Source organism: Roseateles sp. P5_E8 (assembly GCF_054177665.1).
Window position 1 is genome coordinate 1 of the sequence record NZ_JBGCUM010000043.1, and the last position, 21,399, is coordinate 21,399.

Below are 21,399 nucleotides of genomic sequence, written 5' to 3' on the forward strand. Positions count from 1 at the left end.
GCAGCAAAGAGGCGAGATTTTGATCTGCTTTCGCAGCATCGTCAAGTACTTTTCAAAAATTCTTTCGAACCCTTCGAAGCACCCGCCGACTTGTCTCAAGCCCGCCCAGGTCTTTCAACCCGACTCCGCCAACCCCTCTACGCCCTGCAATCCGCTTCCAGATCACTCAGCGCTTTGTCATCAGCGAAGCCCACGACTGTAGCACAGGTTTTTGCTTAGGTGGAAGCCCTGGCTGCACTTTGCGTTGAAGGTCGCCGGGTTCCTTATGCGGTCGCCAGGCGCTGCTGCTTCTTTCTATATGGATAGATCAGCGACTGAGCGCCGCGCCGCCGCAACTGCCGGACAGCCGGCGCCAGGCGCCAGGCGCCAGGCGCCAGTCTCAAGCCTCTTCCTGAAACGCTTCCTCGCGCTTGTTCTTGATGGACGGCAGCATGACGACCACGATCATCAGTGCGGCGGCGATCAGGAGGCCGGCGGACAGCGGGCGGGTCAGGAAGGTACTCCAGTCGCCGCGTGCCAGCAGCAGCGCCCGGCGGAGGTTCTCTTCCATCATCGGGCCGAGGATGAAGCCGAGCAGCAGCGGCGCGGGCTCACAACTGAGTTTGTAGAAGATGTATCCCAACAGCGCGAAGCCGGCCGTCATGAAGACGTCGAAGCTGTTGTTGTTCAGCGAGTAGGTGCCGATGCAGCAGAAGACAACGATGGCGGGGAAGAGGAAGCGGTAAGGCACCGTCAGCAGCTTGATCCAGATGCCGATCAGCGGCAGGTTCAGCACGATGAGCATCAGGTTGCCGATCCACATCGACGCGATCAGGCCCCAGAAGAGCTCGGGGTTGCTGGTCATGACCTGCGGGCCGGGCTGTATACCCTTGATGGTCATGGCGCCGACCATCAGCGCCATCACGGCGTTGGGTGGGATGCCGAGCGTGAGCATCGGGATGAAGCTGGTCTGTGCGCCGGCGTTGTTGGCGCTCTCGGGGCCGGCCACGCCCTGGATGGCGCCCTTGCCGAAGGGCACGCGGGGGTTGCGGACGACCTTCTTCTCCAGTGTGTAGGACGCGAAAGAGGCCAGCAACGCGCCGCCGCCGGGCAGCACGCCGAGGACGGACCCCAGGGCGGTGCCGCGCAGCACCGATGGCCAGGCATCCTGGAAGTCCTCCCGCGTGGGCCACAGGCCCCTGACCTCCTTGGTGAAGACTTCGCGGTGCTCCTCGGGCTGGCCGAGGTTGGCAATGATCTCGCCGAAGCCGAAGACGCCCATGGCAATGACGACGAAGCCGATGCCGTCGGTTAGCTCAGGGATGTCAAAGGAAAAACGCGCAGCGCCGGTGATGACGTCGGTGTTGACCTGGCCGAGCAGCAGACCGAGCACGATCATCGAGATCGCCTTGACCAGCGAGCCGGACGCCAGCACGACCGCGCCAACCAGGCCGAGCACCATCAGCGAGAAGTATTCGGCGGAGCCGAACTTGAAGGCCAGCTCGGTCAAGGGCGGCGCGAAGGCCGCAATGATGATGGTGCCGACACAACCGGCAAAGAAGCTGCCCAGGCCGGCGGCGGCGAGCGCGGCACCGGCGCGGCCGCGGCGGGCCATCTGGTAGCCGTCGATGGCGGTGACGACCGAGCTGGACTCGCCCGGCACGTTGATCAGGATCGCGGTGGTCGAGCCACCGTACTGGGCCCCGTAGTAGATGCCGGCCAGCATGATGAGGGCCGGCGTGGCGTCCAGCGTGTAGATGGACGGCAGCAGCATCGCGATGGTCGCGACAGGGCCAAGGCCCGGCAGCACGCCGATCAGCGTGCCGAGCACGGTGCCGAAGAAAGCGTACAGCAGGTTCTGCAGGCTCAGCGCGGTCTGGAAGCCGAGGGCGAGGTTGTTGAGCAGGTCCATGGCGTCGCCTCAGCCGGTGAAATAAATGGGCCAGAGCGGAATGGTCAGCTTCAGGCCCACGATGAAGAGAGCCCAGCTGCCCACAGTCAGCAGCACACAGCTGATCAGCACACCGCGCCAATGGAAGTCGCGGCCGGCCAGGGAGGACAGCACGATGGTCAAGGGCAGCGTGCAGGACAACCCCAGCCGCGGCAGCGCGAGGCCGAAGACCGTGATGGCCAGGATGATGACCAGCAGCGGTCGCCAGGCAATGTCGCCGATGGGGTCGCCGCCTTCGGACTCCAGCGTCAACGCCTTGAACAGCACAAAGCCACCGAGCACCGCCAGCAGGATGCCGAGGCCGAAGGGGAAGTAGGCGGGGCCCGGGCGTGCCGAGGACCCGAAGGAGTAGTCGGTGGCACCCCAAGCGAATGCCACGCCGATGGTCAGGAACATCAGCCCCGACCAGAAATCCCGCTGGCTCTTGATCTTCATCGCGTCTTGTCTCCGGCGCCGCGGGAAGGCGCGATATGTTGTGGAGAGAATTCTGGCAGCGGGGGGCGGGCGGCGGCCTGTGGATTACACGTAAGCCAGCCGGTCCAAGCTAACCTTCCCACGCTGGCGTGCTGCGCAGTACTTCTTCCACGGTCGTCACTCCCTCGGCCACCTTCATGGCACCGGCCAGGCGCAGCGGCCGCAGGCCTTCCTGCATCGCCTGCCGACGCAGCCCGGTGAGATCGCTCAGCGTCGACTTGACGCCCTCGGTCACCGTCAGCAGTTCATACAGGCCCGCGCGGCCGCGGAAGCCGGTGTTGCGGCATTCCAGGCAGCCGACCGGCTTGTAGGGCTTGACGCCGCCGCCCAGCCGCCAGTGCTTCACCAACTCGTTCAAGCTTTCGCGCGTGACCAGCGGGTCGGGCTCCTTGCAATGCGGGCACAGCGTGCGCACCAGGCGCTGGGCCAGCACGCCGATGATGGTGGCGCTGAGCAGGTAGCTCGGCACGCCCAGGTCCAACAGGCGGGTGATAGCCGAGACCGAGTCGTTGGTGTGCAGCGTGCTGAAGACGAGGTGACCCGTCAGCGCGGCCTGGATGGCCATCTCGGCCGTCTCCAGGTCGCGGATTTCGCCGACCATGATGATGTCCGGGTCCTGGCGCATCAGCGCGCGCAGGCCCTCGGCAAAGCCGAAGTCGAGGACGTTCTGCACCTGGGTCTGGTTGAAGGCCGGTTCGATCATCTCGATCGGGTCTTCGATGGTGGTGACGTTGACCTCGTCGGTGGCCAGGCGCTTGAGCGTGGAATAGAGCGTCGTCGTCTTGCCGCTGCCGGTCGGGCCGGTGACGAGGATGATGCCGTGCGGCTGCTTGACCAGGCTCTCCCAGCGGTCGGAGTCGTGGCTGCCGAAGCCCAGCGACGCCAGATCCTTGACCGCAGTGTCGGGGTCAAAGATGCGCATGACCATCTTCTCGCCGAAGGCCGTGGGCAGCGTCGACAGGCGCATTTCGACTTCGTCGCCGGCCGGGTTGCGCGTCTTGATGCGGCCGTCCAGCGGGCGGCGCTTCTCGACCACATCCATGCGTCCCAGCAGCTTGATGCGCGAGGTCATCGCCGCCATCACGGTGGGTGGCAGCTGATAGACCGTGTGCAGCACGCCGTCGATGCGAAAGCGTATGACGCCCATCTCGCGGCGCGGCTCCAGGTGGATGTCGCTCGCACGCTGGTCGAAGGCGTATTGCCAAAGCCAGTCGACGACCTGCACGACACCCTGGTCATTGGCATCGAGCTGCTTGTTGTTCCTGCCCAGCTCGACGAGCTGCTCGAAGCTCGCCACCTGACTCTGCTCGCCGGCCTTGGYGGCCTGGCGCACGGAGCGGGCCAGCGTGAAGAACTCGGTCGTGTAGCGCGCAATGTCCAGCGGGTTGGCGATGACGAGCTTAATGGGCTTGCGCACATGCGACTCGATCTGCGGCACCCAGGCGGTGTCGAAGGGCTCGGAGGTCGCCACCGTCACATCGTTGGCGCCGAACTGCACCGGCAGGCAGCGCTTGGCCTCGGCATAGCCGATGGACATCACGTCGCCGACGCGGCCCACGTCGACCTTCAGCGGATCGATGCGCAGGTAGGGCAAGCCCACGCGCACGGCCAGCCATTCGGACAGCGCCTCCACGTCCAGCGGCTTGCCTGTGGTGAGGCGCACCAGGCTGGCGTGGCCCAGGCGCACCAACGGGTGCAGCGAACTGTCGCCGGCCGCAAAGCGCTGCTCGGTGCGCAGGGCCTGGGCTTCGTCGATGAGTCCGTCCTTGAGCAGCCATTTCAGCAACTGCCGCCATTCCAGGCGACCTTCGGGCTTGGACGGTGTCGCGGGCGCTGGATTGGGCTTGGGGGTCATCGGCGTCGGTTCTAAAGCGCTTGCAGGATGCTCACGGGCAGCGGCCTCACGAGGCGCAGCCATTTCTGGGCCGGCAGTTTGAAGCGCGATTCGATATTAGCCGCGCGCTGCTCCAGCACGTCGCGGTGCGGCACCTGCACACCACGCGCCGCGACGACGACGGTGTTGCCCTCCTTGGTGGGCGCCAGGCTCCAGACCTGGTCCGACCCGAAGGCCCGGGCGATGCGCAGCGCACTGCGCGCAAAGCTGGCGCTGCGGCCGAACAGGTTGACCGTCATCAGCCCACCATCGGCCAGCACGCCACGGCAGGCGGCGTAGAAGGCCTCGTCGTCCAGCACGGGCGAGGCGGCCTCGTGGTCGTAGAGGTCGACGTTGAGGACATCGACAGTCTGCAGGTTCGCGTCGTCGCTGACCCAGCGCGCGGCGTCCTCGTTGACGACCTTGAGGCGCGCGTCGTCGGCGGGCAGGCGGAACCAGTGCCGGCAGGCGGCGATGACTTCGGGGTTGATCTCGACGGCCGTGGTGCGCATCTTCAGCTGGCCATGGCAGAAGCGTGTCAGCGCCGCCGCACCCAGGCCCAGTTGCACCGCGTGGCCTTCGGCCAGCGCGGTCGGGTCGCGCCACAGCATCCACGCACACATGCGCTGGATGTATTCGAGTTCGAGCTGGTCGGGCTTGCGGATGCGCATGGCGCCCTGGACCCAGATCGAGTCCAGGTGCAGGAAGCGCACGCCGTCGAACTCGCTCAGCGTGGCCGGGCCCCAGGTGGGTGTCTTGGATTTCATTGGCGAGGCATCCTAGGCCACACGTCCTTCGCCCGGCAGGTAAAGCTGCAGTGCCGCGCGCCAAGCCTCGATCTTCGTGGCCAAGCTCAGGCCCGCGTGCGCCGGGCTGGTGGACGGCAGGCGCAGCACAGGCAGGTTCGTGTCGCCCAGCGCCAGCATTGTCTGTTTGTGCGCCAGCGCGCCGTTGCAGGCGATGGCGCGCAGCGCTGGAAGCCGGGCCACCAACTCGCGCAGGTCGCTCGGCTCGGCGGCCTCGATGGCCGTATCCAGGCTGCCCTCGCGGTGGCAGGCGGCCACGGCATCCCACAGCGCGACCTGGTGGCGGCGCAGCGTCTGCAGACGTTCCTCATACGGCCGCGCGAGCAGGTCGGCCTCGCCGAGCAGCGCGCCCATCAGCGGCCAGAAGGCATTGCGCGGATGGGCGTAGTACTGCGCCGCCTGCAGCGAGGCCGCACCGGGGAAGCTGCCCAGCACCAGCAGCCGGGCCTGGGCGTCAAAGACCGGCGCGAGGCCGACAAGACGCTCAATTTCGGGGTTTGGAGGCTTGGCAAACCGGGCCGGCGGCTGCGACGATGCGCGGGTTTTCACAGGGAGTGACTCGACATGATGAATACGGAAGCCATCTGGCTGTTTCTCAGCACCCAGGGCGTGGACTTCGGCCTGAAGATTCTCGCGGCCATCGCCGCCTGGGTCGTGGGCCGGTGGCTCATTTCAATCGCGCTGCGCGTGTTCTCCGCCGCACTGCAACGCGGCCACCGCATCGATTCGACGCTGGCGACCTACCTGCGCTCCATCCTGAGCGTGCTGCTGAACCTCGTCCTCATCCTCGCGATCCTGGACATCTTCGGCGTCAAGACCACCTCCTTCGCCGCGCTGCTGGCCGGCGCCGGCCTGGCCATAGGCACCGCCTGGGGCGGGCTGCTGACGCACTTTGCGGCCGGCGTCTTCATGCAGGTGCTGCGGCCCTTCAAGGTGGGCGACTTCGTGCAGGCCGGCGGCGTGACCGGCACCGTCACCGAGATCGGCCTGTTCGGCACCACCATCAACACGCCGGACAACGTGCACACCTTGGTCGGCAACAACACCGTCTTCAGCAGCGCCATCCAGAACTATTCGGCGCAGGCCTTCCGCCGTGTCGACTGCCTGGCCAAGGTGGCCAACAGCGTCGACCCGCTGGACGCCATCGCGCGGCTGCGCCCGGCCATCGCAGCCATCCCCAATGTGCTGGCCACGCCGGCGCCCGACATCGAGATCCTGCAGTTCACGCCCGAGGGCCCGCTGCTGTGCGTGCGGCCCTACTGCCACACCGACCATTACTGGCAGGTCTACTTCGACACCCACAAGGCCGTCGTCGCAACCTTTGGCGCGGCGGGCTATCCGGTGCCCGAGACGCCGCTGGCGCCGCGCAACCGAGAAAACTGAGTCGACCATGGCTGATCTGATCGCCCGCATCGCCGGGCTGTGGCGCTACCCCGTCAAGTCCTGCGCCGGCGAGGCAGTCGACACGTTGCAACTCGACGCCGACGGCTGGCCCGTGGGTGACCGGGGCTGGGGCATCGTTGACGCCGGTGGAGAGCTGACCTGGATGGGCGCCTACTCCCGGCTGGCCCTCATCCATGCGCGGCTGCTGGGTTCGGACCTGGAGTTGCAAGCCGAGGGACGTTCGTTGACGGTGCCCGGCGAGGGTGGCGACGCGTTGGAGGTGCGCGGCTGGAACGGCGAGCGGCAGGACTTCGACGTCCTGCAAGTCTGGGACGCTGGCGAAGACGCTGCCGCGCTGCTGAGGGCGACCACTGGGGAGCGGCTGCGGCTGGTCAGGCTGAGCATCGAGGCGCAGCGCCGGCCGATCCTGAACGCGCTGCATGTCGTTGGTGACGGCTCGCTGCAGTCCTGGCAGGAGGCACTGGCCCAACCGCTGAACGGGCTGGCCCAGCGTGCACGCCCCAACCTGCTGCTGCGCGCTGAAGACGGCGGTGAGCTGCCACCTTTCATCGAAGACCTCGTGACCGAGGCCCGCATCGGCGCGCTGACATTGCGCCGCACGACGGTCTGCGTGCGCTGCGTGGTGCCGACGGTGGACCCCGATACCGGCGAACCGCAGCAAGTGGCGCTGGACACACTGACAAAGCTCAGCGCCGAGCGAGCGCCGGGCGCGCCGGTGCAGTTCGGCATCTATGCACGCGGCAGCGGCGCAGGCACGCTGCACGTCGGTGATCGCGTGGAACTGAGTCTCGATTTCGGCGCGGCTTGATGAAGACGGGCCTCATTGTCGTTTTGTTGGCCGGGCTGTTGTGGCTGAGTGAGACGACGTACCGGCTCTTCCTGCGCCCGGTCGATCCGCCCACGGCAACGATGCTGGCGCTGGCGGACCATTTCAACGCCCGCGGAATCAAGGGCCATATCTACGCCGTGCGGCACGGCTATCGCCATTCGGAGATGACGGCCGCGGCCGCGTTCCAGATCGACGGTTTTCCCCTGCCAATCTCATTCGACGACTGCCCGAATGAAGTCGCCGCCGAGGCGCTCTATCAAGCTATCCAGCGCTCGCCCAATCTGACCCATCCGCAGCGCAACGGCACGCTAGTCCTGAACCTGCCGATGTGGGGCGACGACACTGACGCGATGGCTGCCCGCGTCCGCGAGGCCTTCGGCACGTTCAGGCCGGCCCGCTGACGCGCCACTGCGGCAGCCTGTGCAGAGCAGCGCACGCGTTCGCGGTCGTGATCTCGGCGGTCCGCTCCAGCGTCCAGCCGCGCAGTTCGGCCAAGCTCCTGGCAATTCGCGGCAGCTCCGACGACTCGTTGCGTGCCTGGCCGGGGTCGGCCTCGCGTTCCTCGGCCGTCTTGTAGAGCCAATGCGGCGGGATGTCCGGCGCGTCGGTCTCCATGACCAGCGCGGTCTCCGGCACTTGTGCCGCGATGCGGCGGATCTGCAGCGAGCGCTCGAAGGTCAGCGTGCCGCCAAAGCCGAGCTTGAAGCCCAGGGCTATGAAGGCCTGCGCCTGCTGCTCACTGCCATTGAAGGCATGCGCGATGCCGCCGTGCGTAAAGCCGACGCGGCGCAGGCCGGCGAGCAGCTTGTCGGCGCTGCGGCGCACATGCAGCAGCACCGGCAGGCCAAAGCGCTTGGCGAGCTTGAGCTGCTCGACGTAGAAGTGCTGCTGGGTATCGGGGTCAATGCCCGGCACGAAGAAGTCCAGGCCGATCTCGCCGACGGCGACGAGGCGCGGGTCGATGTGATGCGTTTCCAGCGCCTCGGCCAGCTTGTCGAGATCACCCTCGGCAGCACCCATCACGCACAGCGGATGAATGCCGAGGGCATAGGTGAAGTCGTGCTCGATGGCCAGCAGGCGCACCGTGTCGAGGTTGGCCGCAGCGACGGCCGGGATGACGATCTGCGTGACGCCCGCCGCCTTGGCGCGTGCGACGACCGCGTCACGGTCGGCGGCGAACTCGGCCGCGTCGAGGTGGCAGTGGGTGTCTATCCACACTGCCGTTCTCCTTCAGCGGAACACGACCGTCCGGTTGCCGTTCAACAGCACCCGGTGCTCCGCATGCCACTGGATGGCCCGCGCCAGCGCCACGCATTCCATGTCGCGGCCAATGCCGACGAGTTGCTCGGGCGGCATGCTGTGGTCGATGCGGGCCACTTCCTGCTCGATGATCGGGCCCTCGTCGAGGTGGCTGGTCACGTAGTGGGCCGTTGCGCCAATGAGTTTCACGCCACGCTCGTAGGCCTGGTGATAGGGCTTGGCGCCCTTGAAGCTGGGCAAGAAGCTGTGGTGAATGTTGATGGCCTTGCCGCTCAAGTCGCGGCACAGCTCGGGCGACAGGATCTGCATGTAGCGGGCCAGCACGACGAGGTCGATCTGGTTGTCGGCGACGACTTCGCGGATCTTGTCTTCCTGCGCGGCCTTCTGCGCATCGGTGGCGCCCAGCAGCGGGAAGTGGTGGAAGGGAATGTTGTGCGACGCCGCGAGTTGGTAGAAGTCGCGGTGGTTCGACACGATGGCCGGGATCTCGATGGGCAGATGCCCGGTCTGCACGCGGAACAGCAGGTCGTTCAGGCAATGGCCCAGCTTGGAAACGAGCAGCAGCACGCGCGTCTTGCGGGCGCGGGCGACCAGTTCCCAGTCCATGCCGAACTCGGCGGCCAGCGGCGTGAAGGCGGCTTGCAGCGCCAGTTCCTCGGCCGCCGCTTCGAACTCGATGCGCATGAAGAAGCGGGCGTGGTCCGCATCACCGTGCTGGTGCGACGTCAGGATGTTGCCGCCCTGCTGCAACAGCATGCCGGTCACGGCGTGAACGATGCCGGCGCGGTCGGGGCAGGAGAGCTTGAGGACGAAACGAGGATTCATGACGCTTGAAATTGACCCGCGACGAGCAGCAGCTGCCGGTCGCAGCGCGCCGCGAGGTCGCGGTCGTGGGTGACGAGAACGAAGGCGGTGCCCTGCTCGCGGGCGCGCTCCAGCATCAGCGCGAAGACGGCGTTGGCGGTGTCGCGGTCGAGGTTGCCGGTGGGCTCGTCGGCGAGCACGCAGGCCGGGCGGGTGACCAGGGCACGGGCGATGGCCACGCGCTGGCGCTCGCCGCCGGAAAGCTCCGATGGGCGATGCAGCGTACGCTCCTTCAAGCCGACGCGGGCCAGCATTTCGGCCGCCACCTCGCGCGCGTGGGCTGGCGTCTGGCGGCGGATGCGCAGCGGCATCGCGACGTTATCCAGCGCGCTGAACTCGGGCAGCAGATGGTGGAACTGATAGACAAAGCCCAGCTGCTGGTTGCGCCAGCGGCCGCGCTCGGCCTCGTCCATGGACGCGAGCGACTTGCCCATCAAGGTGACGCCACCCTGAGTCGGCGAGTCCAGTCCGCCCAGCAGATGCAGCAGCGTGGACTTGCCCGAGCCCGACGCGCCGACGATGGCCAGCGTCTCGCCGCGCTTCACGTTCAGGTCGACGCCGCGCAGCACGGTCACATCCAGGCCGCCTTCCTCGAAGCGGCGGGTCAGCCCAGTGGCCTGAAGAATGAGTTCACTCATAACGCAGCGCCTCCGCCGGCTGCACGCGGCTGGCGCGCCAGCTCGGGTAGAGCGTGGCGAAGAAGGCCAGGCTCAACGAGCCGATGGCGATGGGCACGATGTCGGCCTGCTGCGGGTCGCTGGGCATCTGGCTGATGAGGTAGATGCTGCCCGGCAGGAAGCTGACGTTGAGCAGGTGTTCGATGGCCGGCACGATGATGTCGATGTTGAAGGCAATGAGCAGGCCCAGCACCACGCCGGCCAGCGTGCCGATAACGCCCGACACCGCGCCCTGCACGATGAAGATGCTCATGATGGAGCGAGGGCTGGCGCCCAGCGTGCGCAGGATGGCGATGTCGCTCTGCTTGTCGGTCACCGTCATCACCAACGTCGACACGAGGTTGAAGGCCGCGACGGCGACGATCAGCGTCAGCACGATGCTCATCATGCGTTTCTCGATCTGCACGGCGTCGAACCAGGTCGCGTTGGAGCGCGTCCAGTCGCGCACGCGGATGTCCGGGCCCATGCGGGCGGCCAGCTCGGCGGCCACGCGGCGGGCGTCGTGCACGTCGCGCAGCTTGAGCTGCACACCTGTCGGGCCGCCGGTGCGGAAGAGCTTGGCGGCGTCTTCCACATGCACCAGTGCCAGACCGGAGTCGTACTCGTAGTGGCCGGAGTTGAAGATGCCGACGACGTTGAAGCTCTTCAGCCGCGGCACGACGCCGGCCGGCGTGACCTGGCCGCCGGGCGCAACAACGGTGATCTTGTCGCCCTCGCCCACGTTCAGCTGGCGGGCCAGCTCGGCGCCCAGCACGATATTCCAGGCGCCGGGCACGAGCTTGGCGTAAGCCGTGTCCTTGAGCTGGGCGCCCAGGCCCGTGACGGTGGCTTCCTCGGCCGGCGAGATGCCGCGGATGACGGCGCCGCGCATGTCTTCCCCGCGGGCGATGAGGCTCTGGCTGGCGACGAAGGGCGCCGCGCCGATGACCTCGGGCATCTGCCGCGCCTTGGCGGCCGTGGCCTGCCAGTCCGGCAGCGCCTGGCCGGCATAGTCCAACAGCTCGACGTGGGCGATGACGTTGAGCATGCGGTCGCGCACTTCGCGCTGGAAGCCGTTCATGACCGACAACACGACGATCAGCGCCATCACGCCCAGCGCGATGCCGATCATGGACGCGCCAGAAATGAAGCTGATGAAGCGGTTGCGCCGCCCGCCCCGGCCGGCGCGGACGTAGCGCCAGCCGACCTGGAGTTCAAACGGCAAGGACATGGGGCGGGGAAAAGGCGTGCGGCATGGGGCCGGGATGGTAACTGGCGAGGCATTGCGAGAATGGCGCAAGCCCTTGTGTGGAGATGCGATGAAGCACCTGTCTGTCCTGTCCGCGGCGTTGTGGCTGACAACCGCCGCCTTCGCCTCACCGGCCATGGCCCTGCCAGAACTGGTCATCCTTGTGCGCCATGCCGAGCGCGCCACCGAGCCTGCAGGTGACCCGGCGCTGACTCCGGCCGGCGAGCAGCGTGCCCAGGACCTGGCCCAGGCGCTGGCCGGGCTGCGCGTGAATGCCATCCTGACGACGCAGTACCGCCGCACGCGCGACACCGCGGCGCCGTTGGCCAAGGCGCTGGGCATCCAGCCGCAGGTGGTCGACGCAAAGGCCGGGCATGTGCAGGCGGTGGCCGAGGCGGTACACGCACAGAACGGCGTCGTCCTCGTCGTGGGCCATAGCAACACGGTGACGGCGGTGCTCGCCGCCCTGGGCGGACCGAAGCTGGCGGATCTGTGCGAGACGAGCTTTCACCATGCCTTCGTACTGCAGCCGGCGGTGGAGTCGCCCAGGTGGGCGCAGTTCAGCTTTGGTGGCCCAAGCACCGCACCTCAAGCCGGCTGCCTCTAGTTGGCGCTGCCTCGCCTCAACTCCCACTGCGCCAGCGTGAACTCACGATACGGCACAGCCTGCGTCGTCAACGTGCGCTCGAACCACGGCAGCGCCTCGCCGCGCCGGCCTTGGGCCGCCAGCTGTTCGCCGATGAAGAAATAGGCCTCGGCCAGGCGCAGGCGCTCCTGGTCGGGCTTGGCCTTGGCGGCCTTGAGCAGCGCGTCGCGGTCCAGCGTGCCGCCCAGGTAGCGCAGCAGCTGGCCGCCCCATTCGTCAGCACGGCCGGCGTCGAGGTTGTCCACCTCGCCGGCGATTGCCGCGCGGCCGCGGCCGCCCTGGCGCTCGGCGGCCAGGTAGAGCCACAGCAGTGTGAAGTGGCGGGCCTCGCCGCTGGCGCTGGCGGCGCTGTCGCGCAGCACGGTCTCGGCCTGGGCGTAGTCGCCCAGCATGAAGTGGGCCGTGCCCAGCCAGGCGCCGGGCGTGTTGCCGCTGCCGAGCTGGGCCTGGCTGTTGAAAGCGGTCAGCGCGTCGGCGGGCCGGGCCAGGCCGATCAGGGCCACGCCCTTGGCCTCCAGCGCGGCGGCGGCGTCCTCGGCGGGCGGGTCGGCCTTCAGCGCCAGCTCGGCGTCGCGCAGGCCGGCGGCAAAGTCGCCCAGCGTGTTGGCGGCCTGGGCGCGCTCGGCCAGCACGCGGGCCGCCAGGCGGCTGCCCGGCGCCAGCCTGGGCACGAGGGTGAGGCCGACGAGGCGGGTGATCTCCTGGGTCTGCAGGATCTGCAGCAGCGCGTCGGGACGGGCGGCCTGGAACTTCACGAGGCGGCGGTCGATGGCGCCGAACTCGGCCTCCAGCGCCTTGTCGCGGAAGTCGATCAAGGACAGCCGCGCGCGGCTGCCCGACAGCAGGCGGGCGCGGCCGATGCGCTCGCGGTAGCTGTCGAGGTCGGCGGGCAGCACCTCGTCGCCACGGCGCTCGTAGCGGCTGGTGGACACCAGCTTGCCGCCCTGGTTCTCCACCCGTGCCTGGAAGCTGAAATGCTTGTCGCTGACCTGCTGCGGCGCCGGCCCCGGCGTGGTGATGGGGTGGGGGCCGGTGAGGGTGATCTGAAGCTCCATGCGGCGGGCGCCGTCCAGCATGAAGGGCTGGCGGCGGCGCGCCTCGGGCGGCAGGGCCAGCGCGTCGCCCAGCTCGATGGCCGGCAGCTCGATCTCCAGCATGCCGCGCTGGTATTGGCCCGGCGCGGGATGCTCGAAAGCGAGCTTGAGCTCGACCTCGTTGGCCGCGCGGTCGTCCAGGAGCTGAGGCGTGCCGACGCTGACCAGGCCCGGCAAGGCCTTGACGTAATGGCCGCCAATGCCTTCGGCGATGCGGTCAGTGCCGGCCTGCGCCGCAGCGGCGCGCCAGCGCTCGGCGGCCAGGCCCGAGGCCTTGAACGACGTGGTCAGGCGCGCCGGTCGCTTCAGGTCGGAGAGATCCCAGTCCTGCCGGTAGCTCAGGCTGTCCACGGCGAAGGCAGGCGGCTGGATGGCCACCGGTGCCTCGGTGCCGGCGGCGACGACAAGGCCGGCGCCGTAGGGCAGGTAGCCGCGCTTTTCCAGCGACAGGCCCTGGCCGTTCAGCGTCGGGTCGAGAAAGTAGACCTGCTCGCCGATCTGCACGCGGCTGATGACGTGGTCGAACACGTCGTGCGAGGGCAGAAAGTTATTGATGCCGCGGTTTCGCTGCACCGAGACCAACGTGGGCCGCGCGTCCAGGCCCAGGCCGGTGAGCAGTGCGTTCAGCAGCAGGGTCTTGTCCTTGCAGTCGCCCAGGCGTTCGGCCAGGGTGCGTGAGGCGGGCTTGGGGCGGTGCGAGCTTTCGCCCAGGCTGGCCGAGAAATAGCGCACCTCATCCTGCACAAAGCGCAGCGCGGCGGCCACCTGCTGTTCGGGCGTGCCACCCACAGCCTTGAGGGCGGCCACGCGCTCGGCGACGGCTGCATTGGCCGGCTCGGCCACGAACAGGGTTTGAGCCCACTGGTTGACCTCGGCCCAGCTCGCGTACTCGCTGATGTGGATGGCCGGGTAGACCTTGAACCAGGGTGGCGTGGCGGCCTCCTCCACCACCGCCGGCACATGCTCGCGCAGCACGCGCAAGACCTGGCGCCCGCCCTCCTCGAAGCGCTCGGGCTGCAGGTCGGTGGCCAGGCTTTTGACTTGCAGGCGCCGCTCGGCCGGGCCTTCCACGCGCAGGTGCAGGCGGTCGATGGGCACGTCGCCCGCCACCGGCAGCAGCGCGGCAAAGCGGCCGTCGAAGATGGGGCTCTCACCCACCAGCGTGTAGGCCACGTCGACGATGTCGCCCACGCGCACGTCGCTGATGACGACCAGCGCCGTGCGCACGCCGTCGATCATCTGGCGCTCCAGCAATTGCTCGCGGCGCATCAGCTCGATGCGGGCGTCCTTCAGCCGGTCCAGCCGCTGGCCGCTGCGGATGACGCCGATCTGGTGGATGACGAGCTGCTGGTAGGCGGGGTTGAAGCTGATCTGCGGCTCGGACACCTCGCGCAGCGTTGACGTATCCAGCGCCACATGCTGCAGGTGCAGCCAGGTGGCGGTGGCGGACTTGGGCGCGAGCTGGGTCTGGATGTCGACCAGCGCCTCGCGCCTGGCCTTGGCGCCCGGCGCGGGCGGCTTGGGCGACGCGGCGCTGGCCTCGGGCACGGGCTTGACCCAGGCGGGCACGGGGCCGAAGCGGTAGCCGGCGCCGGCAGGGACGGCGGGGTAGGGAGAGGTGGGCTTGGTCGCGGCGGCCTTGGCGGCGGCCGGCTTGGTCGGCGCAGTCTGTGCGTGGGCCATGCCCAATGACAAGGCCAGCACGAGGGCTGGCCAGAACTTCGAACTCATCCACTTCCTCCCGGCTTTTCCGGGCGATTGTGCTGGCTTCAGTGAAGCATCTGCTCCACCTCAGCCGCCGGGTCGCCCGCTGCGGCCACCTTGGCGGCCAGCAGGTCGAGGTCCAGGTGCAGATGCTCGATCAGCTCAGGCACGGCCACCTTGAGCGCATGCACCGGCTCGTCGTGGTGCTCGGCGGCGTCGGCCAGCACCTCGGCCACGTGCAGCACGGCGGCGATCAGCGAGAAGGGGCGGATCTCCAGCGGCGTGTTGGCGTCCTTGAAGGCCTCCACCATGCGGTCCGGGAAATGCCAGTGCTCGGCCAGCGACGCAGTCACGTCGGCGTGCGTGCAGCCAAAACGGTGCTCCTCCAGCGAGAAGCGGCTGCCGGGCTCGGCGGCGTGGGCCTCGACGTCGGCCACCAGCTGCGGCGCGTCAATGGCCATCAGCAGCTGGCCGGTTCGCAGCATCAAGCCGGCGAGGTAGGCGGTGTCGGTGGTGGCGCTGTCGGCGCCCAGCATGCGGGCGAGGATGCGCGCGTAGTTGGCGGTAGCGATGCTGTGCCGCCAGAACACGGTGCGGTCCAGGCCCTGCACCTTGGGGAAGGCGCCGCTGAGGCAGGCGGCCATGGCCAGGTTGCGCAGCGTCTCCAGGCCCAGCGCGTGGGCGGCGTCGATGACGGTAGAGATCTGGTGCGAGGGGCTGTAGTGGGCCGAGTTGGCCAGGCGCAGCACCTTGGCGGTCAGCGCTCCATCCTTCTCGATCAGGGCCGCGATCTGGGCCAGGCCGACGCGGTCGTCATCAAAGCTCTTGAGCAGCCTTGACGCCACCTCTGGCATGGTGGGCAGGGCGTTGTGCTTGACGACGAAGCGTTCTGCGGCAGCTGCACTCATCTGTGGCCTCCTTTGGCGATGTGGCCGAACCAGTCTAGGCCCAAGGCCTAGGGCACGCCACGAGCTTTGCCGGAGCTAAACGATCAGCAATGCACGGAAGTCATTCACGTTCGTGAAGCTGGGCCCGGGCGCGAGCAGGTCACCCAGCGGCGCGAAGAAGCTGGCGCTGTCGTGGCCGTCCAGCAAGGCCTGCGGGTTCAGCCCAAGCGCACGGGCGCGGGCCAGGCTGGTGGGCGTGAGCAGTGCGCCGGCATGGGKGCCAACGCCGTCGATGCCGTCGGTGTCGGCCGCCAGCGCGTAGACACCCGGCTCGCACTGCAAGGCCAGCGCGCAGCCGAGCAGGAACTCGGTGGCACGGCCACCCTGCCCTGTGGGCTTGGTGGCATCGACAGTCACCGTCGTCTCGCCGCCGGACAGGATCACGCAAGGCCTGGCGAAGGGCTCACTGCGGCGCGCGACGGCCCGGGCCAGGGCCGCATGCATGCCGCCGACGACGCGCGACTCGCCCTCGATCTCGTCGCTGAGGATGTGGGCGGAGAGGCCCTGCGCGCGGGCGGCGTCGGCGGCGGCCTGCAAGCTCATCTGCGGCGTGGCCAGCATGACGAGTTCATGGCCGGCCAGGGCGGCGTCGCCGGGCTTGGGCGTCTCGAACTGGCCCGACGCGAGGCCGGCGCGGGCGGCGTCCGGCAGATGGATGCGGTAGCGGCGGCAGATGGCCAGCGCGTCGGCGCAGGTGCTGGCATCGGCCACCGTCGGGCCGGAGGCGATGACGGCGGGGTCGTCGCCGGGCACGTCGCTGATGGCCAGGGTCAGCACGCGGGCCGGTGCGCAGGCTGCGGCCAGGCGCCCACCCTTGATCGCCGACAGGTGCTTGCGCACGCAGTTCATCTCGGCGATGGAGGCGCCGCTGTTCAGCAGGGCGCGGTTGACGGCCTGCTTGTCGGCCAGCGTGAGGCCCGGTGCCGGCAGGCTCAGCAGCGCCGAGCCGCCGCCGGAGATGAGGCAGATGACGAGGTCGTCGGCCGTGAGGCCTCGGGTCAGCGACAGCAGCGTCTGCGTGGCGGCCAGGCCGGCGGCGTCGGGCACGGGGTGGGCGGCTTCGACGAGCTCCAGCCGCCTGGGCTTGTAGCCCGGCGGCACATGGCCGTAACGCGTGATGACCAGGCCTGACAGCGGTGCGTCGGCCGGCCAGGCGGCCTCCAGCGCCTGGGCCATCGCCCCACCCGCCTTGCCGGCGCCGAGCACCAGGGTGCGGCCTTTCGGGGGCGGCGGCAGATGCGCGGCAAGCACCCGCCCGGGCAGCGCGCTGGCCACGGCCACCTCATAGAGCTGGCGCAGCAATGCACGCGGGTCCAGGGTCATGGTTGTTGAGCCCATTTGCCGATCAAGGCGCGTTCTTCCTCGGTCAGCCCGGTCGCGTTGTTCAGCGGCATCGCGCGCTGCACGACGACCTGCTGGTAGATCTGCGCCTTGTGCGCCGTCAGCGCCTCGGCCGAGTCCAGCCGCACGCCCTTCTGCGCGACTTCGCCGGTGTGGCACATCAGGCAGCGCTGCGCGGCGATGGCCTGCACTTGTGCCAGCATGACCGGTGCGACCGACGCAGCGGCCGGCTGGGGTACTGGCGCCATCCTGTAAATGAGCCCACCGATGAGCAACAGCGCCACGCCTATCGAGTCCCAGCTCTGGACGCCCTTGTGGCGCTTGACGAAGAAGATCCGGATCGAGACGCCTGCGTACATCAGCACGCACAGCACCAGCCAGTTGTCGGCGTGCTGAGTCAGCATGCCGTAGTGGTTGCTGAGCATCGCAATCAGCACCGGCAGGCCGAAGTAGGTGTTGTGCACGCTGCGCTGCTTGCCGCGCTGGCCGTGGATGGGGTCGGGCTTCTGGCCGGCACGCATCTGCGCGATGACCTTCTTCTGGCCCGGGATGATCCAGTGCGCGACGTTGGCGGTCATCATGGTGGCCAGCGTGGCGCCGACGATGAGGAAGGCCGCGCGGCCGGCGAAGAGGTGGCAGGCCAGCCAGCTCTCGAAGATGACGAAGGCCACGACGACCGCCATCACGCGGCCGTCATTGCCGATCTGCCCGTCCTTCGTGCGGCCCAGCGCCTGGCAGGCGATGTCGTACACCGCCGTGCCCACGACGAGAAAGCCCAGCGCCGCGCACACCGCCTGCCAGGGCTGGCCCCAAGCGTAGACGCGCGGGTCGATCAGCATCTGGCTTGCGTTGAAGAGATAGAGCACGACGAACAGCGCAAAGCCGCTCATCCACGTCCAGTAGCTCTCCCAGTAGAACCAATGCAAATCCTGCGGCAGGTTGCTGGGCGCCACCATGTATTTCTGCGGGTTGTAGAAGCCGCCACCGTGCACGGCCCACAGCTCGCCGTCGACGCCCTTGGCCTTGAGGTCGTCGGCCGTCGGCTTGACGAGGTGGTTGTCCAGCCAGACGAAGTAGAACGACGCGCCTATCCAGGCGATGACGGTGATGACGTGCAGCCAACGCAGCAGCAGGTTGGCCCAGTCGAGGAGGTAGATGTCCATGAAGCGGTGGTGCGGTGGTGTCGTTTGCACGGCCCCACCACGGCGGGTGCTGTGGGGCCCAAGGGTCGCGTCTGCGAGCCAGGGCCTGTCCCCCGAGGCCCGACACCGCTGCGACTGGCCCGCAGTGTATGCAGGCACCGTGCCAGGCGCGGCCGGTCGCCACGTTCACAATCGGCCCATGCCCGGCAACCCCTTGCTCCTGCTCGCCGCCATCGCGCTGGCCGCCATCCCGGCGCGGGCGCAGGAGCCCGCCACGGTGAACATCGCCACCAATGTCGAGCGCAGCTATTTCCCGCCTGCCGAGGTGCTGCTGCGCAAGGCCTACGCCACGCTGGGCCTGCAGGTCGAGTTCTCGCCCTGGCCACTGCCGCGCACCCAGGTCGAACTGCGCAGCGGCCGCGTCGACGCCGTGGCCATGCGCGTGGAGGCCTATTTCGAGCAAACGCCCTTCGTGCGCAAGGTCGACGTGCCGCTGCTCAACCTGCAGGTCTATGCCTTCGGGCGCCCGCCCTGCCCCGCCGCGCTGCCGGCAGAGGAACTGGCAAAGCGCCGCGTCAGCTACCAGCGTGGCATGGTCGCGGCCGAGGTGCTGGTGCCCGAGGGCTCGCGCCTGCCGGCCAACACGCCAAGCGATGCCTTCCTCAACCTCAGCTCCGGCGCCGCCGACTACGCGCTGGTGCTGACGACTCCGTGGATGGCCGGCATGCCGGTGGACACGCGCCAGGGCACGCTGTGCCGTGTGCCCACGCCGCTGAGCCGCGCGACGCTCTTCCACGGCGTGCACGAATCGCACTCCGCCTGGGTGCCGCTGCTGGAGCAGGCGCTGCGCGCGATGCGCGACCGCGGCGAGATCCAGCAGGCCTGGGCCGACTACGAGCGCCAGATCGCCGGGCAGGAGAACCGGCTGCAGGCCCAGCCCGGCCGCAGCCTCACGGTGACGCCGGCAACGTCAGCATCTGCGCCCGCACGGCCATCGCCATGACGCCGGCGCCAGCGCGGCTCCGATGTAGTCGGCTGCCTTAGCGATCGAGACGGAAAAAAGCGACAGCCTCCACCAACTGCTGAGCCTGCTCCCGCAGGCTCTCGGCCGCAGCGGCGCTCTGCTCGACGAGGGCCGCGTTCTGCTGCGTGGCCTGATCCATCTCGCCGATGGCCTCGCCAACCTCGTTGACACCGGCCGCTTGCTGGGCACCTGCGCCGCTGATGTCGTTGACGATGCGGTCCACCTTCTGGATGGCCTGCACCACCTGCTGCATCGTCGCGCCGGCGTTGTCCACCTGCGTGGAGCCCTTCTGGATCTGGTCAACGCTGGCGGAGATCAGCTGCTTGATCTCCTTGGCTGCCGTGGCGCTGCGCTGCGCGAGGCTGCGAACCTCGCCGGCCACAACGGCAAAGCCACGACCCTGCTCGCCCGCCCGCGCCGCCTCGACCGCCGCATTCAGCGCGAGGATGTTGGTCTGGAAGGCAATGCTGTCGATGACGCCGATGATCTCGGCGATGCGGCTGGAGCTGGTGGAGATGCCGCGCATGGTGTCGACGACGCCGCCCACCACCTCGCCGCCCTTGGCCGCAACGCCCGAAGCCTGCGTGGCCACGCCGCTGGCCTCCTGGGCATTGCTGGCACTCAGCAGCGCCTGCTGGCGCAGAGACTCCATCGAGCTTGATGTGCGCTGCAGCGCCGCCGCCTGCTGCTCGGTGCGCTGCGACAGGTCGTTGTTGCCCATGGCGATCTCCTGGCTCGCCGTGGCCACGCTCTCGGCGCCCTGGCGCACCTGGGCCACCACGCTGGCCAGGCGCTGCTGCATCTGCGCGAGGCCGGCCATCAGGCTCTCGTCGTCGGCCGACTTGACCGACACCGGCTGCGTCAGGTCACCCTCGGCAATCGCACGCAGCTGGCGCGCCGCCTCACGGGGCTCGCCGCCCAGCTCGCCGATGAGGCTGCGCGACAGCAGCACCGCCAGCGCCAGCCCCGACAGCACGCTCAGCAGCACCAGCCCCCAGGTCAGGCGTCTGGCGTCGATGAAGACCGCCTCCGCCTTCAGGCCGGCGGCCTCACCGGCCTTGAAGCCGGCTGCGGAGAGCCGGTCGAGCGCCGCCACCATGTCGTCGAAGTTGGACTTGCCCGCCCCCTCGCTGATCTCCTTGGCGTCCTCCTGCTTGCCACCCTTGCCCAGCGACACGACCTTGGCGGCAACGTCCAGATAGGCTTTCAGGCCCTTGTCCAGCGCCAGGCGCAGCGTCTGCTGTTCCCCTTCAACGCCGAGGCCCGCGTGAGCCGCCAGCGCCTCCTGGGCGGCCTTGAGCGCGCCGCCCATCTTCTCGCCGTACTCGTCCATGTAGCCGGCATCGGCCGCCGTCGAATGCTTGACCTCGAACTCGCGGTACTCCAGCAGCGCCGCGCGGGCCCCCGCCAGATGCCCCGCGCCGGGCAGCGAGCGCTGCGCCAGCTCGCCCGAGGCCTCGTGCACACGGCTCAGCGACGTCAGCGACGCGACACCCAGGCCGGCGCTGAGCAGCAGCAGCCAACCGAAGGCGAGCGCCAGCTTGTGTGCGGTGGCGAGACCCCCGAGCCGGCGGCGGATGGCCGCCAGCGCGCTCTTGGCGGGCCCGAACATTTCAGCTCTTCTTGAAGCCGACGTAGGTCACGCCGATGACGGCGCCCTTGCCATCTTTCACCGGGTTGTAGCAGGCGGAGAAGGGCGTGCCGAGCACGTCCACATCGCCGCAGAAGCCCTGGCCCTTGCTGACCGCCTCGTAGGCCTTGGCGCGGGCCAGCGCCGTGCCAACGCCGCGCTTGCCTTCCGGCGTGAGCACATTGGTGCTGACACGGACGAACTCGTCGCCGTCCTTGACGAAGATCGTCGCCGTCGCGCCGCTCTTCTTCTTGATGTCGTCCACCACGTCGTAGTTGTTGTTCAGCTTGCGCGTGCCGAAGAAGATGCCCGGCACCTCCTTGTCGCCTGCCTTCTCCTTGCCTTCCAGCTTGGCAGGGCCAAGCTTGGCCAGACGCGCGTCGAGTTCGGCGATGGTGGCCTTGGGGTCGTTGGCCTGGGCCGAAGCGCCGCAGGCCACGGTCAACACAGCCAGGGACAGGAGCGACTTGATGGCGATGGTCTTCATGGGGTCTCCACAGTTGCGAAGAGTGCTCAGAAATGAGCA

General features: G+C 68.5%; 20 protein-coding genes. 5 read left to right on the forward strand and 15 right to left on the reverse strand.

What is annotated here, in order from left to right:
- Nucleotides 1–379 precede the first annotated feature (379 nt).
- The 5 genes from ACXRVZ_RS20515 to ACXRVZ_RS20535 all read right to left on the reverse strand — a co-directional run bounded on the left by ACXRVZ_RS20515 (nucleotide 380) and on the right by ACXRVZ_RS20535 (nucleotide 5,632).
- Complete coding sequence (locus ACXRVZ_RS20515) at nucleotides 380–1,891, reverse strand: tripartite tricarboxylate transporter permease (protein ID WP_457426437.1); 1,512 nt, start codon at nucleotides 1,889–1,891, stop codon at nucleotides 380–382.
- A gap of 9 nt (nucleotides 1,892–1,900) precedes the next feature.
- Complete coding sequence (locus ACXRVZ_RS20520; RefSeq protein WP_457426439.1) at nucleotides 1,901–2,365, reverse strand: tripartite tricarboxylate transporter TctB family protein; 465 nt, start codon at nucleotides 2,363–2,365, stop codon at nucleotides 1,901–1,903.
- A gap of 109 nt (nucleotides 2,366–2,474) precedes the next feature.
- A complete protein-coding gene (locus tag ACXRVZ_RS20525; protein WP_458232771.1) occupies nucleotides 2,475–4,259 on the reverse strand; it encodes a GspE/PulE family protein in 1,785 nt (594 codons plus the stop codon).
- Nucleotides 4,260–4,270: 11 nt separating this feature from the next.
- A complete protein-coding gene (locus ACXRVZ_RS20530) occupies nucleotides 4,271–5,044 on the reverse strand; it encodes a spermine/spermidine synthase domain-containing protein (protein WP_457426443.1) in 774 nt (257 codons plus the stop codon).
- Nucleotides 5,045–5,056: 12 nt separating this feature from the next.
- Nucleotides 5,057–5,632 carry a DNA-deoxyinosine glycosylase gene (locus ACXRVZ_RS20535; RefSeq protein ID WP_457426445.1) on the reverse strand — a complete coding sequence of 192 codons (576 nt, stop codon included), beginning with the start codon at nucleotides 5,630–5,632 and terminating at the stop codon, nucleotides 5,057–5,059.
- 18 nt (nucleotides 5,633–5,650) lie between these two features.
- Here ACXRVZ_RS20535 and ACXRVZ_RS20540 point away from each other — a divergent pair, with 18 nt between their 5' ends.
- Genes ACXRVZ_RS20540 through ACXRVZ_RS20550 form a run of 3 tightly spaced genes read left to right on the forward strand, consistent with a single transcriptional unit; the run spans nucleotide 5,651 to nucleotide 7,717 of the window.
- Nucleotides 5,651–6,466 carry a mechanosensitive ion channel family protein gene (locus ACXRVZ_RS20540; RefSeq protein WP_457426462.1) on the forward strand — a complete coding sequence of 272 codons (816 nt, stop codon included), beginning with the start codon at nucleotides 5,651–5,653 and terminating at the stop codon, nucleotides 6,464–6,466.
- Nucleotides 6,467–6,473: 7 nt separating this feature from the next.
- The gene (locus ACXRVZ_RS20545) at nucleotides 6,474–7,295 is read left to right on the forward strand and encodes an MOSC domain-containing protein (protein WP_457426447.1); all 822 of its coding nucleotides are present in this window, start codon (nucleotides 6,474–6,476) and stop codon (nucleotides 7,293–7,295) included.
- Nucleotides 7,295–7,717, forward strand: a complete 423-nt coding sequence (locus tag ACXRVZ_RS20550; protein WP_457426449.1) for a hypothetical protein — start codon at nucleotides 7,295–7,297, stop codon at nucleotides 7,715–7,717. Before ACXRVZ_RS20545 ends, ACXRVZ_RS20550 begins: the two co-directional genes overlap by 1 nt.
- On the opposite strand, the gene ACXRVZ_RS20555 is transcribed toward ACXRVZ_RS20550, so the two are convergent.
- From ACXRVZ_RS20555 to ACXRVZ_RS20570, 4 genes are read right to left on the reverse strand one after another with little or no spacing between them, the layout of a single operon-like run.
- A complete protein-coding gene (locus tag ACXRVZ_RS20555; protein ID WP_457426450.1) occupies nucleotides 7,701–8,534 on the reverse strand; it encodes a TatD family hydrolase in 834 nt (277 codons plus the stop codon). The two genes, ACXRVZ_RS20550 and ACXRVZ_RS20555, sit on opposite strands and share 17 nt — an antisense overlap.
- A 12-nt stretch (nucleotides 8,535–8,546) precedes the next feature.
- Complete coding sequence (purU, locus tag ACXRVZ_RS20560; RefSeq protein WP_457426452.1) at nucleotides 8,547–9,401, reverse strand: formyltetrahydrofolate deformylase; 855 nt, start codon at nucleotides 9,399–9,401, stop codon at nucleotides 8,547–8,549.
- On the reverse strand, nucleotides 9,398–10,078 hold the full coding sequence (gene lolD / locus ACXRVZ_RS20565; protein ID WP_458232772.1) for a lipoprotein-releasing ABC transporter ATP-binding protein LolD: 681 nt from the start codon (nucleotides 10,076–10,078) through the stop codon (nucleotides 9,398–9,400). The genes purU and lolD overlap by 4 nt, the downstream gene beginning before the upstream one ends.
- Nucleotides 10,071–11,327 carry a lipoprotein-releasing ABC transporter permease subunit gene (locus tag ACXRVZ_RS20570; protein WP_457426456.1) on the reverse strand — a complete coding sequence of 419 codons (1,257 nt, stop codon included), beginning with the start codon at nucleotides 11,325–11,327 and terminating at the stop codon, nucleotides 10,071–10,073. The genes lolD and ACXRVZ_RS20570 overlap by 8 nt, the downstream gene beginning before the upstream one ends.
- Before the next feature lie 88 nt (nucleotides 11,328–11,415).
- On the opposite strand from ACXRVZ_RS20570, the gene ACXRVZ_RS20575 reads away from it, so the two are divergent.
- Nucleotides 11,416–11,952 carry a histidine phosphatase family protein gene (locus tag ACXRVZ_RS20575; protein WP_457426458.1) on the forward strand — a complete coding sequence of 179 codons (537 nt, stop codon included), beginning with the start codon at nucleotides 11,416–11,418 and terminating at the stop codon, nucleotides 11,950–11,952.
- Here ACXRVZ_RS20575 and ACXRVZ_RS20580 read toward each other — a convergent pair.
- The 4 genes from ACXRVZ_RS20580 to ACXRVZ_RS20595 form a co-directional block, all read right to left on the reverse strand.
- Entirely contained in the window at nucleotides 11,949–14,816 is a 2,868-nt protein-coding gene (locus ACXRVZ_RS20580) for a DUF3857 domain-containing protein (protein ID WP_458232773.1), read from the reverse strand. The genes ACXRVZ_RS20575 and ACXRVZ_RS20580 overlap by 4 nt on opposite strands.
- Nucleotides 14,817–14,854: 38 nt before the next feature.
- Complete coding sequence (locus ACXRVZ_RS20585; protein WP_457423990.1) at nucleotides 14,855–15,697, reverse strand: HDOD domain-containing protein; 843 nt, start codon at nucleotides 15,695–15,697, stop codon at nucleotides 14,855–14,857.
- A 75-nt stretch (nucleotides 15,698–15,772) separates the two neighbouring features.
- Complete coding sequence (locus tag ACXRVZ_RS20590; protein ID WP_458232774.1) at nucleotides 15,773–17,059, reverse strand: glycerate kinase type-2 family protein; 1,287 nt, start codon at nucleotides 17,057–17,059, stop codon at nucleotides 15,773–15,775.
- Nucleotides 17,056–18,240 (reverse strand): urate hydroxylase PuuD, encoded by a 1,185-nt coding sequence (locus ACXRVZ_RS20595; protein WP_457423994.1) that lies wholly within the window; start codon nucleotides 18,238–18,240, stop codon nucleotides 17,056–17,058. The genes ACXRVZ_RS20590 and ACXRVZ_RS20595 overlap by 4 nt, the downstream gene beginning before the upstream one ends.
- Nucleotides 18,241–18,418: 178 nt before the next feature.
- Here ACXRVZ_RS20595 and ACXRVZ_RS20600 point away from each other — a divergent pair, with 178 nt between their 5' ends.
- A complete protein-coding gene (locus tag ACXRVZ_RS20600) occupies nucleotides 18,419–19,222 on the forward strand; it encodes a substrate-binding periplasmic protein (protein ID WP_457423996.1) in 804 nt (267 codons plus the stop codon).
- 37 nt (nucleotides 19,223–19,259) lie between these two features.
- Here ACXRVZ_RS20600 and ACXRVZ_RS20605 read toward each other — a convergent pair whose 3' ends face one another.
- Nucleotides 19,260–20,855 (reverse strand): methyl-accepting chemotaxis protein, encoded by a 1,596-nt coding sequence (locus ACXRVZ_RS20605; protein ID WP_457423998.1) that lies wholly within the window; start codon nucleotides 20,853–20,855, stop codon nucleotides 19,260–19,262.
- 1 nt (nucleotide 20,856) lies between these two features.
- Entirely contained in the window at nucleotides 20,857–21,360 is a 504-nt protein-coding gene (locus tag ACXRVZ_RS20610) for a Cache 3/Cache 2 fusion domain-containing protein (RefSeq protein WP_457424000.1), read from the reverse strand.
- Between the last annotated feature and the right edge of the window lie 39 nt (nucleotides 21,361–21,399).